Annotated in this window: 17 protein-coding genes; 8 read left to right on the top strand and 9 right to left on the bottom strand. The window is 66.5% G+C overall.

Annotated features, from left to right (window positions below):
- The 7 genes from ABWP09_RS04130 to ABWP09_RS04100 form a co-directional block, all read right to left on the bottom strand.
- Positions 1 to 781, bottom strand: a 781-nt coding sequence (locus tag ABWP09_RS04130; protein WP_353203891.1) for an enoyl-CoA hydratase-related protein, incomplete at its 3' end; no start/stop codon positions are given.
- The gene (locus tag ABWP09_RS04125) at positions 778 to 1,056 is read right to left on the bottom strand and encodes a type II toxin-antitoxin system RelE/ParE family toxin (RefSeq protein ID WP_353203890.1); all 279 of its coding nucleotides are present in this window, start codon (positions 1,054 to 1,056) and stop codon (positions 778 to 780) included. The genes ABWP09_RS04125 and ABWP09_RS04130, both read right to left, overlap by 4 nt.
- Positions 1,053 to 1,298: a hypothetical protein gene (locus tag ABWP09_RS04120; RefSeq protein WP_353203889.1), complete on the bottom strand. Its 246-nt coding sequence runs from the start codon at positions 1,296 to 1,298 to the stop codon at positions 1,053 to 1,055. Before ABWP09_RS04120 ends, ABWP09_RS04125 begins: the two co-directional genes overlap by 4 nt.
- A gap of 32 nt (positions 1,299 to 1,330) precedes the next feature.
- On the bottom strand, positions 1,331 to 1,753 hold the full coding sequence (mce, locus tag ABWP09_RS04115) for a methylmalonyl-CoA epimerase (RefSeq protein WP_353203896.1): 423 nt from the start codon (positions 1,751 to 1,753) through the stop codon (positions 1,331 to 1,333).
- Between the two features lie 9 nt (positions 1,754 to 1,762).
- On the bottom strand, positions 1,763 to 2,302 hold the full coding sequence (locus ABWP09_RS04110; protein WP_353203888.1) for a hypothetical protein: 540 nt from the start codon (positions 2,300 to 2,302) through the stop codon (positions 1,763 to 1,765).
- Positions 2,299 to 3,315 carry a cobaltochelatase subunit CobS gene (gene cobS / locus ABWP09_RS04105; RefSeq protein WP_353203887.1) on the bottom strand — a complete coding sequence of 339 codons (1,017 nt, stop codon included), beginning with the start codon at positions 3,313 to 3,315 and terminating at the stop codon, positions 2,299 to 2,301. Before cobS ends, ABWP09_RS04110 begins: the two co-directional genes overlap by 4 nt.
- 33 nt (positions 3,316 to 3,348) lie before the next feature.
- Positions 3,349 to 4,029 carry a winged helix-turn-helix transcriptional regulator gene (locus ABWP09_RS04100; RefSeq protein ID WP_353203886.1) on the bottom strand — a complete coding sequence of 227 codons (681 nt, stop codon included), beginning with the start codon at positions 4,027 to 4,029 and terminating at the stop codon, positions 3,349 to 3,351.
- Positions 4,030 to 4,109: 80 nt separating this feature from the next.
- Here ABWP09_RS04100 and ABWP09_RS04095 point away from each other — a divergent pair, with 80 nt between their 5' ends.
- From ABWP09_RS04095 to ABWP09_RS04085, 3 genes are read left to right on the top strand one after another with little or no spacing between them, the layout of a single operon-like run.
- A complete protein-coding gene (locus ABWP09_RS04095) occupies positions 4,110 to 4,541 on the top strand; it encodes a VOC family protein (protein WP_353203885.1) in 432 nt (143 codons plus the stop codon).
- Between the two features lie 42 nt (positions 4,542 to 4,583).
- Positions 4,584 to 4,934 (top strand): DUF1428 domain-containing protein, encoded by a 351-nt coding sequence (locus tag ABWP09_RS04090; RefSeq protein WP_353203884.1) that lies wholly within the window; start codon positions 4,584 to 4,586, stop codon positions 4,932 to 4,934.
- A 1-nt stretch (position 4,935) separates the two neighbouring features.
- Positions 4,936 to 5,760, top strand: coding sequence for a VOC family protein (locus ABWP09_RS04085; RefSeq protein ID WP_353203883.1), 825 nt, complete (start codon positions 4,936 to 4,938; stop codon positions 5,758 to 5,760).
- 28 nt (positions 5,761 to 5,788) lie between these two features.
- Here the strand turns inward: ABWP09_RS04085 and ABWP09_RS04080 are convergent, their stop codons facing one another.
- Positions 5,789 to 6,400 (bottom strand): J domain-containing protein, encoded by a 612-nt coding sequence (locus ABWP09_RS04080; RefSeq protein WP_353203882.1) that lies wholly within the window; start codon positions 6,398 to 6,400, stop codon positions 5,789 to 5,791.
- A 40-nt stretch (positions 6,401 to 6,440) separates the two neighbouring features.
- Here ABWP09_RS04080 and ABWP09_RS04075 point away from each other — a divergent pair, with 40 nt between their 5' ends.
- The 4 genes from ABWP09_RS04075 (at position 6,441) to ABWP09_RS04060 (ending at position 9,083) form a co-directional block, all read left to right on the top strand.
- Entirely contained in the window at positions 6,441 to 6,731 is a 291-nt protein-coding gene (locus ABWP09_RS04075; RefSeq protein WP_353203881.1) for a BolA family protein, read from the top strand.
- Positions 6,728 to 7,171, top strand: coding sequence for an NUDIX hydrolase (locus ABWP09_RS04070; RefSeq protein ID WP_353203880.1), 444 nt, complete (start codon positions 6,728 to 6,730; stop codon positions 7,169 to 7,171). The genes ABWP09_RS04075 and ABWP09_RS04070 overlap by 4 nt, the downstream gene beginning before the upstream one ends.
- Positions 7,168 to 8,070, top strand: coding sequence for a pirin family protein (locus ABWP09_RS04065; RefSeq protein ID WP_353203879.1), 903 nt, complete (start codon positions 7,168 to 7,170; stop codon positions 8,068 to 8,070). Before ABWP09_RS04070 ends, ABWP09_RS04065 begins: the two co-directional genes overlap by 4 nt.
- A 125-nt stretch (positions 8,071 to 8,195) precedes the next feature.
- Positions 8,196 to 9,083, top strand: a complete 888-nt coding sequence (locus ABWP09_RS04060) for an alpha/beta fold hydrolase (protein ID WP_353203878.1) — start codon at positions 8,196 to 8,198, stop codon at positions 9,081 to 9,083.
- Positions 9,084 to 9,105: 22 nt separating this feature from the next.
- On the opposite strand, the gene ABWP09_RS04055 is transcribed toward ABWP09_RS04060, so the two are convergent.
- Positions 9,106 to 10,209, bottom strand: a complete 1,104-nt coding sequence (locus ABWP09_RS04055; RefSeq protein ID WP_353203877.1) for a DUF2332 domain-containing protein — start codon at positions 10,207 to 10,209, stop codon at positions 9,106 to 9,108.
- 66 nt (positions 10,210 to 10,275) lie between these two features.
- Here ABWP09_RS04055 and hisG point away from each other — a divergent pair.
- On the top strand, positions 10,276 to 10,886 hold a 611-nt coding region (gene hisG / locus ABWP09_RS04050), incomplete at its 3' end, for an ATP phosphoribosyltransferase (RefSeq protein ID WP_353203876.1).

Raw genomic sequence — 10,886 nt, 5'->3', positions numbered from 1 at the left:
ACGCCCCCCGGAACGCCGCCTTGCGCTTTTGCAGGAAGGCAAGGCCGCCCTCGATCGAATCCGTGGTGCCGCGCGCCGCGCGCTGATTCTCTGCCTCGTGCAGCATCGCCGAGGCATAATCGCTCTCATAGGCGCTGCGAATTTGCCGCCGCATCAGGCCGATCGCGACGGTCGGCCCCGCCGCCAGCCGCTCGGCCAGTGCCAACGCCTCGGCGTCGAGCGCGTCGTCGGCGACGACCTTATGGATCATCCCCCAGTCGAGCGCCTTGGCCGCCGCGACCTTCTCGCCCAGCAGCATCATCTCGCTTGCCCGCGCGCGGCCGATCAGGCGCGGCAGCATCCAGCTCGCCCCGCCATCCGGGACCAGCCCGATATTGACGAACGCCTGGAGGAAATACGCCGTCTCGCTCGCCACGCAAAAATCGGCGGCCAGCGCGAGGCTGCAGCCAATCCCCGCCGCCGGCCCGCGCACTGCGCTCACCACCGGCACGCCGAGATCGGCAATCGCCGCCATCGTCGGATTATAGCTTTCGGTCAGCGCCTTGAAGGTGGTGTTGCCGGGGTCATCGCTGCCGAGCGCGCCGCCACCGACATCCGCGCCCGAACAAAACGCGCGGCCCGACCCTGCGAACAACACCGCGCGTGCGCCGTCGAGATTGGCGATGGCGTGCGCGATCTCCACGAACGCTTCCGGCGGTGCGGCATTGAGCCGCTCGGGCCGGTTTAGCGTCACCACCAGCACGTCACCGCGCCGCTCGCTCAGAATCATTTCGTAGGTCATGGGGTCTCCCTGTGTTCGCGGGCGTGATGAACGCGGACGATGCGGATATGGTCGTCTGCGATACAATATGTCACGAGATAACCAAGCTTCGGAATCGACCACTGCCGGATATTGCGCGCCACGACCGGCGCAATTCTCGGAAAGTCAGCGAGGCGTTCAGATCGCGCCTGAATCTCGCGGGTGACGCGGTCAGCGACTTCGGTGTCATGCTCGGCCAGAAACAGCCAAATCCGGGCAAGGTCGCCCCGACCGCGCGCCGTCCAGACCAACCTCACAAGCCGCGTTCGGCCAACCAGCGTTGCTTCAGGTCCGCCATGTGCGTCGCGACTTCTTCAGGCGTGTAGCAACGCCCCGCTGCGATATCGGCGAGCCCCTCCTCGACGCCGGCCCAATATTCGGGATCGGCGGTCAACCGCGTAATCGCGGCCGCCTCTTCCGGCGACCAGATTTGCTGGCCGTGCTTGTCCAGCGGACCAAGATCGTCGTCCGGGCGAAGATCGGGAACGGGCTTGTTCATGGCGGCACGATATTCCCTTAGCCGGCCCGGCGCTAGTGGTCGGGCGTTTCCATCAGCTCGACCAGCACGCCGCCCATGTCCTTGGGGTGGACGAACACGATCGGCGTGCCGTGCGCGCCGATGCGCGGCTCGCCCAGCACGGTCGCGCCCTTGGCCTTGAGATCGGCGACCGCCGCCGCGATATCGGGCACTTCGAAGCAGACATGATGCTGCCCCCCCGCCGGATTCTTGCGCAGGAACCCCGCGATCGGCGAACTGTCGTCATACGGCTCGATCAGTTCGATCTGTGTGTTGGGCGTGTCGATGAAGCACACTTTCACGCCTTGCGCGGGCAAATCGAACGGCGCGCCGATCACGGTCGCGCCGAGCAGATCGCGGTACATCGTGACCGAGCGTTCGATCGACGGCGTCGCCACGCCGACATGGTTGAGGCGGCCCAAAGTCGGGGTGGATATGGTCACGCGTTACTGATCCTCGTCGGGGTCGGGCGCACGCTTGGCATCGGGCGTGGCGGCAGGGGCGACGGGCACCGCAAAGCGCGGCGGAGCAACGCCGAATTCATAGTCGCATGCCTTCAGCACCTGCCGGATCGGGGCCTCGCCCGGGCCGGTGAAGTGCGCCTCGACCACCGCATTGTCGGGGTCGATCACACGGACGTGGATCGTCTTGCCGTGCGCGATCACGACCGCGAGATTGGTGACGATCACGTCCTGGCTGATGAACGCGCCGGCACCCGGAAACTGCCAGTTGGTGCCGAGCCAGCCATCGTCATCGGCCTTGATCGATACCGGGCGCGGCAGCGCGGCGGCAAAACCGGGCTTGGGAATGAACTGGATCGAAACGATCTTCTCGCTCGTCACGTCGCACCGCACGACAAGCCGCGCGCTATTGTCGAGTGACCAAGCCGAGCTCGTCGTCGCCTTGCTCGCCGCATCGACCTTGGTCGTCACCGCCCACGGCACGGGCGGGGCAACGGCGGCCTGCAGGAGCAAGGCGAGGATCATGCCGTGGCCTTGCCGGCGCCGACCACGCTCTCGGGCAAATCCTTGCCGAACACGCGCTGATAATATTCGGCGACCAAGGCGCGCTCGGTCTCGTCGCATTTGTTGAGGAAGGACAGGCGGAACGCAAAACCGACATCGCCGAAGATCAGCGTGTTCTGCGCCCAGGTAATCACCGTCCTCGGGCTCATCACGGTCGAGATGTCGCCATTGATGAAGCCACGCCGCGTCAGATCGGCCACGCGCACCATGTTATCGACCTGCGCCTTGCCCTCGGGCTTGTCATATTCGCCCGATTTGGCGAGCACGATCTGCGCCTCGACCTTGGCCGGCAGATAATTGAGCGTCACCACGATGTTCCAGCGGTCCATCTGGCCCTGGTTGATCTGCTGCGTGCCATGATACAGCCCGCTGGTGTCGCCCAGGCCCACCGTGTTGGCGGTGGCGAACAGGCGGAAGAACGGGTTCGGGCGGATCACGCGATTCTGGTCGAGCAGCGTCAATTTGCCCTCGGTTTCGAGCACGCGCTGAATCACGAACATCACGTCGGGGCGGCCCGCATCATATTCGTCGAACACCAAGGCGGTCGGCGTCTGCAACGCCCAAGGGAGAAGCCCCTCGCGGAATTCGGTGATTTGCTGGCCGTTTTTCAGCACGATCGCATCGCGTCCGACCAGATCGATCCGGCTGATATGCGCGTCCAGATTGATGCGGATGCACGGCCAGTTGAGCCGCGCCGCGACCTGTTCGATATGCGTCGATTTGCCGGTGCCGTGATAGCCCTGCACCATCACGCGGCGATTGTGCGCGAACCCGGCGCAAATCGCGAGCGTGGTGTCGCCGTCAAAGACATAGGCCGGGTCGAGATCGGGTACGCGCTCATCGGCGAGCGAGAAGGCAGGAACTTCCATGTCCGAATCGATCCCGAACAGGTCGCGGACCTTTTTCATCTGGTCGGGCGCGTCGAGGATCGTCGTCTCGCGGCTGTCGGGTTGGGTGTTGGGAATGTTCGTCATGGCAACAGCCTTAGGCCAAGGATGGGCGCGGACTCAAGAACCCAGCTTCGCCGGCAAGGGGAATAGCGTCACGAAGACTTCGGCGCGCGTGCGGTCGCCCGTAATCCGTAGCGTCCCGGCGGCTTCGGCATCGGCGATCGGGCGACCGCCATAGACGACCGAAGCGAGCGTCGCCGGGTCGGTGTCGAACAGCACATCCACCGCTTGGGGGTCGCCGCGCCGAATCGCAATGCCGCTGGCGTCCACCACCGCGACAAAGCCGTCATGGCCGAAGCGGAATCCGACGGTTGCGTCGAACGTGCCGCTGCGGCTGCGGTCGATCATCGTGCGGAACGACAGCATCGCCGAGGCGGCACTGAACGGCAGCGTCGGATCGTGCAGCGGCGATTGCGCCGCCCAGCGCCCCAATTCCTGGATCGCGACCTCGGCCGAAAGCCCAAGCGCCGTCAATTCATAGACTTGCACCGACGCGGGCGGCGGCAGCTTGCGCCGCGCAAGGATCCCGACGCGCTCCATCCCCTCAAGCCGCTGCGTCAGCACATTGGCGCTGACTCCGGGCAGGCCGCCGCGCACTTCGCCGAAGCGGCGCGGCCCGAACATCAATTCGCGTACGATCAGCAGCGACCAGCGCTCCCCCACCAATTCCAGCGCCAGCGCGGTGCCGCAGGCATCGTCATACCAGCGCTTCGTCGCGCGCCCGGCACGTTTAGTCACTTTTTCTAACTTCATAGTTGCTTTTAATAACGTACGTCGGCATCAAAGGCAAACAGCGAGTCGCACAGGAGAATGGCGCGATGACAAAGAGCATCTTCATCAGCCTGCCCGTGGCCGACGTCGCTGCGGCGACCGCTTTCTACGAAGCAATCGGCTGCACCAGGGAACCACTTTTCTCCAACGACGGTGCCGCATCGATGATCTGGTCCGACGCGGTTACGTTTAACCTGCTCGGCCATGACCTCTACCGCACCCTCACCCCCAAGCCGCCGGGCGATGCGAAGACCAGCAGCGCGGCGCTGTTCGCTTTGTCGTTCGACACGCGTGACGCGGTCGATGCCTTCGCCGCCGCCGCGATCGCCGCCGGCGGGCGCGAGGTCCACGGCGCCGAGGATATCGGCTTCATGTACTCGCGCGGGGTCGAGGATCCCGACGGCAACGGCTTTGGTCCGATGTGGATCGATAGGGATGCGGCGGTCGCGGCGATGCACCAAAACCAATCCGCCGCCTAAACGGCCAACGCCCGCCAAACTGCCAAAAATTGGAGACGCTCCATGTATATCGACGGTTTCGTGATCCCGGTGCCGAGCGACAAGAAGCAGGCCTTGATCGACCATGCGCGCATCGTCGATGCAATGTTCCTCGAACTCGGCGCGACGCGCATCGTCGAGGGGTGGGGCGATGACGTGCCGGCGGGCACGGTCACCGATTTCGCGCGCGCGGTCGCCGCGACCAGCGACGAGACAATCGCCTTTTCGTGGATCGAATGGCCCGACAAGGCGACGCGCGATGCGGCGTTCGACACGATGCGCGACGATCCGCGGATGCGCGACACGCCGATCCCGTTCGACGGCAAGCGCATGATCTTCGGCGGGTTCGATCCCGTCCTCGTGCTGGAGCAATGAGATGGCAAACCATCATGGCGACTGGATCTGGTATGAACTGATCACCCCCGACGCCGATGGCGCGCGCGACTTCTATCAAAAGGTCGTGGGCTGGGAGATCGAGGCCACCTCAAGCGGGCAGCTCGACTATCGCATGATCTCATCGGCCAATGGCCCGGTCGCAGGGTTGATGCCGCTGACCCCCGAAATGCAAGCGGGCGGTGCGCGCGCCGCCTGGCTCGGCTACATCATGGTCGACAATATCGATGCGATGGCGGGATCGATCGCCGCTGGCGGCGGCGCGGTGCATATCGCCCCATGGGATATCCCCGGCGTCGGTCGCATCGCCTTCGTCGCCGATCCGCAAGGTGCCGCCTTCTACATCATGACGTCAACGCCGCCCGCCGACACGCCTGATGCCACCAGCGTGGCCTTTTCCTATGATATGCCTCGCCCCGGGCACTGCGCGTGGAACGAGCTATGCTCGGCCGATCCGGCCGCCGCGCTCCATTTCTACGGCCAGCGTTTCGGCTGGGTGAAGGATGGCGAAATGGACATGGGTCCGCTCGGCACATACCAATTCCTGCGCCACGCCGGACGCGCGCCCGACGGTTCGCCCCCCGGCCACGGGATGATCGGCGCGGTCATGCCCAAGCTTCCGCATATGCCGTTCTCGGCCTGGACCTATTATTTCCGCGTGCCCGACATCGATGTGGCGGTTGCCGCGGTGACCGCGAACGGGGGCAGCATCATCCAGCCGCCGACCGCAATTCCCGGCGGCGATTTCTCGATGGTCGGCGTCGATCCGCAAGGCGCGACGTTCGCGCTGGTGGGCGCAAGAACCTGAAGGAGCGTGGTCCGCAAGATCGCCCCGCTCACACAAACGCCGCCGCACCCTTCAGCTGCGTATACGCCGCGATCACGTCCTGCAGCTTCGCCTCAAAGCTGCGGTCGCCGCCATTGCGATCCGGGTGATACTTCCGCACCAGTTCGGCATAGCGAACCCGCAGGCCGCGGCGGTCGACGTCCGCCGCCAGCCCGAGCACTTTCAGCGAGCGCCGGTCCTGCTCCGACAAGGGCCGCCCGTCTGCGCGCGCCATCTCCGCCGCGCGCCGGAAGCGCGCACCGATCGCGTCGAGCGGGTCGGTGAAATCGGCCCATTTCGGCGGCACATCGGCACCCGAATGCGCAAACGCGCGCGTTTCGCGCTCCCATCCGGCAAACGGGCGCTGCTGTGCGTGGATTTCCTCCGCGCTCATGCCGGTGAAGAAATTGTAGCGCGTGTTGAAGGCGCGGACATGGTCGAGGCAGAACCAGCGATACGGTCGCGGCCCCTCCGCGCCATAGCTCGAGCCCTCGGCCGGTGGCGCGCGGAATTCGCCAGCGGCCGCGCACCCGGCTTCCTCGCACGCACGGCCACTCCCCTCGACCCGGCCGTGGAAACGGGGCGAGGGCTTCTCGCGTTTCTTGTCGTCTTCGCGCGCCAACGCGGCTCCCTCAAATCCAAAAACGGTCTATATAGGCGCGATGAACCAGCCCGCCACCGCCCCCCGCCCGATCGTCGACGAAATGCGTGAGCGCCTCGACGCAGCACTTGTCCCCACCAATCTCCATATCTCCAACGACAGTGCGCAGCATGCCGGGCATATGGGCGATGACGGGACGGGCGAATCGCATTTCTCGGTCACGGTCGAGAGCGCCGCGTTCACCGGCCTCAACCGCGTCGCGCGGCAGCGGCTGATCAACACCGCGCTTGCCGATTTGCTCGCGACGCGTATTCACGCGCTCGCGATCCGCGCCACCGCGCCCGGCGAATGACCCGCGCGCTGCGCCCCGCCGCGCGGATCCTGCTGCTTGATCCGCAGGGCCGCGTGCTGCTGTTCCGCTTCACGCCGAGCGACCGCCCGCCTTTCTGGTGCACGCCGGGCGGCGCGGTCGATCCCGGCGAAAACTACGCGCAGGCCGCGCGACGCGAGCTGCGCGAGGAAACCGGGCTCGATCGCGATTGCGGTCCCGAACTGTTCCAGCGCCACGTCGAATTCATCACGATCGAGGGCGTGCCGGTCAGCGCCGACGAACGCTATTTCCTCGTTCGCACCGATGCCGCGGAGATCGACACGGGCGGCCATACCGCGCTCGAACAGCGCGTGATGACGCGCTGGCAGTGGTTTTCGCAAGCGGCCCTCGCCGCGCACGACGAACCCTATTTTCCCGAAGACCTCGCCGAGATCCTCGATCAGATGGAGGCGGCTGCATGACCAACGACGATATGATCCTGCAAACGATCACCCCCGTCACGCATGATCTCGGCGGCTTCAAGGTGCATCGCACGCTCCCCTCGCGCCCGCGCACGATGGTCGGCCCGTTCATCTTTTTCGATCAGATGGGCCCGGCGCGGCTCTCGGTCGGTGAGGGGATCGACGTGCGGCCGCACCCGCACATCAACCTCGCCACCGTCACCTACCTCTTCGAAGGCGCGATCGCGCACCGCGATTCGGTCGGCAGCGTGGCGGTGATCGAACCCGGCGCGGTCAATCTGATGACCGCCGGACACGGCATCGTGCACTCCGAACGCTCGCCCAGTGCCGAGCGTGCGATCGGCCCCGCCCTGTCGGGAATCCAGACCTGGCTTGCGCTGCCCGAGGCCGATGAGGAGATGGCCCCGGCGTTCGAGCATGTCGCGCGCGCCGATCTGCCCACGGTCGAAACGCCGGGTGCGCGGGCGCGCGTCGTGATGGGGAGCCTGTGGGGCGTCACCGCACCGACCACGACCTATGCCGCGACGATCTATGCCGACATCGTGCTCGATGCCGGCGGCAGCGTGCCGATCGACGCCGCTGCTGATGAGCGCGCGATCTATATCGCGCTCGGCGAAGCGACGCTCGACGGCATGACGCTCGAACCGATGACGCTCTATGTGCTCAAGCCCGGCGTAGCGGCGACGCTGCGCTCGGCGACGGGTGCCCGCGCGATGCTGTGCGGTGGCGAGGCCTTCACCACGCCGCGCCATGTCTGGTGGAACTTCGTGTCGTCCAGGCAGGACCGCATCGCCGAAGCCAAGCGCGCCTGGACCGCGGGCGAATTCGCCACGGTACCGGGCGATGACACGGAATGGATCCCGATTCCGGCGGTGCCGAAGACGGTGAGCTATCCGTAAATTTCCCTCCCCTCCCTGAAAGGGAGGGGTCGGGGGTGGGTCGGCCCGTTATCGAACGCCACGCCCGCCCCACACCAACCCACCCCCAGCCCCTCCCTTCCAAGGAGGGGAGACATGAGAACGAGATGCCCGCCTTCACCCTAACCTCGATCCCCCTCCCCACCGGCGTAACGCTCGACGTCGCCACCGCCGGCGACCCCGCGAACCCGCCGATGATTCTGCTTCACGGCTTCCCCGAATCGCACCGCACGTGGCGGCACGTGATCCCGCAGCTCGCCACCGACCATTTCGTCATCGCGCCCGATCAGCGCGGCTTCGCGCGTTCCTCCAAGCCAGAAGGCGTCGACGCCTACAAACCCGCCCACCTGGTCGCCGATCTGCTCGCGCTCGCCGACCATTTCGGGCTGACGACCTTCACGCTCGTCGGCCACGATTGGGGCGGCGCGATCGCGTGGATGGCGGCGCTCAACAATCCGGCGCGCATCACGCGCCTCGTCATCGTCAACGCGCCGCACCCCTTCATCTTCCAGAAGACGCTGTTCGACGACATGGCGCAGCGCGAAGCGAGCCAGTACATCACCGCCTTCCGCAACCCGGATTTCGAGGCGCATATCGCGCGGATCGGCCTCCCCGCCTTTTTCAAATCGAGCTTCCTGCGCCACACCGATTTCGACCGGATCGCCGACGAAAAGCCGATCTATCTCGACCAATGGGGGCAGAGCGGCGCGCTGACCGCGATGCTCAACTGGTACCGCGCCAGCCCGATTATCGTGCCAGCAATGGACGAGACGCCCACTCGCCCCGCCTTCCTCGACGGCCCCTTCCCGCCCATGCCACAGCCGGTGCTGGTGGTGTGGGGCTTGGGCGATGCGGCGCTGCTGCCGAGCCAGCTCAAGGGATTGGAGCGCTACGTCCCCGCCCTCACGCTGGTGAAGGTCGACGCCGGGCATTTCGTCCCGTGGGAAGCGCCGGACGCGGTGGTCGCGGCGATCCGGGGGTGGTTGCCTTCTTAATCCTCCCCGACACGGGGAGGATTTAGACCTTAACCCGCGCCGCCTCGGGCAAAGCCGCCCCCGGCGCGGCATAGCCGACCTGCCCGCTCGTATCGATCCATGTCCCATGCGCGTGGCTCGTGCCCACCGTCACCCACGCGCCATCCCCCGGCTTGGAGCGCGCGCGGATCACTTGATGCCCCAGCGCCCGATCCGGCTCCATCATCACCCAGCCGAGCGGGCGCTCCGCCGTCGCCGCCGCGCCCGCGGCTTGCATCGCCACGCGAATCCGCTCCGCCACCGGCTCGGGCAGATATTGCCACACGACCGAATGCATCAGCACGCGCGTCACGCCAGCGGCCTGCGGTTCGGCGAGCCGCGCCTCGATCCAGTCGGCCGCATCCGCCTCCACCAGATCGACCCCGCGCTCCGCCAGCATGGCGATCGCTGCGCGCACCCGCGTGAGGCGCGCGGGCGTCTCGGGCCAGCCATAGGCGGCCAGCCGCGCCGCGACCGCCGGATCGGTCGCGTCCATCGGGTTCACGTCGCACCCGCGCACCGATACGATCGCGACCGGCACCGCTGGCGCGGGCGGGCCTTTCCATTCCGGCGTGATCGTCACCGGCGCATCCCCCGGCCCCGACACGCTCCCGCCGAGATCGAAGCGATAGCGATCGATCAGCAAATTGAGCCCCGCGCTCGACCCGATCTCGAGCAGCTCGATCTTCGGTCCGCACGCCCGCGCAATCTCGATCAGCCCCAGCATCAGCGCGCCCGATCGCCCCGGTTCATTGGTCTGCGGCGGCCCGTCGAGCCACGGCATCAACGCCGCCTCCTGCTCGCCCAGCACGCGTTCTAAGATCGGGAGAATCTCGGCCTCCCCCGTCACCGCACCCGCATAAACCGCCGCCAGCGCGTCATCGGCACCGCGCAACACCAGCGCATGCAGCCCGCCGAACAGCCGCAATGGCAGCGCATCGCGCGTCGGCTCGCCCGGCCAATCTAGGATCCGCGCGCCGATCGCCGTATCGCGCGTCAGCCCCGCCGCCAGCGCGCCGCACATGCGGCCATAAATGGGTGCGGCATTGGCATCGCAATAATGCTGCTGGATCAGGAAGGCACCGCGATTGGTTTTCTCATCCGCCATGATTGATTTTCTCCACCGACGGCATGTGTTGCGCCCACCCCGCCCCCCACGTAAAGCCCGGTCATCATGCCCGACCCCATCATTATCGCCGTCCCCAAGGGCCGCATCCTCGCCGAGGCGATTCCGCTGCTCGCCGCCGCCGGAATCCTGCCCGAAGCCGCCTTCAGCGATGAGGATAGCCGCGCGCTGCGCTTCACCACCAACAATCCCGGAATCGATTTGATCCGCGTCCGCGCGTTCGACGTCGCCACCTTCGTCGCGCACGGCGCGGCGCAACTCGGCATCGTCGGGTCCGACGTGCTCGCGGAGTTCGATTATTCCGAGCTGTACGCGCCGGTCGATCTCGGCATCGGCCATTGCCGCCTGTCGGTTGCCGAGCCCGCCGCGCTGGCGGCGATCGACGATCCACGCGGCTGGAGCCATGTCCGCGTCGCGACCAAATATCCGCATGTCACCGAAGCCTATTTCGCGCGCCGCGGGGTTTCGGCGGAATGCGTCAAGTTGAACGGCGCGATGGAATTGGCCCCGCTGCTCGGCCTCGCGCCGCGCATCGTCGATCTGGTGTCCTCGGGCCGGACGCTCAAGGAAAACGGGCTGGTCGAGGTCGAGACGATCATGGAGGTTACCTCGCGGCTGATCGTCAACCGCGCCGCGTTCAAGACGCGCGGCGAGATCGT

The sequence above is a fragment of the Sphingomonas sp. genome (genome assembly GCF_040398505.1).
Lineage (GTDB): Bacteria > Pseudomonadota > Alphaproteobacteria > Sphingomonadales > Sphingomonadaceae > Sphingomonas.
This window is presented reverse-complemented; position numbering and strand designations above follow the sequence as displayed.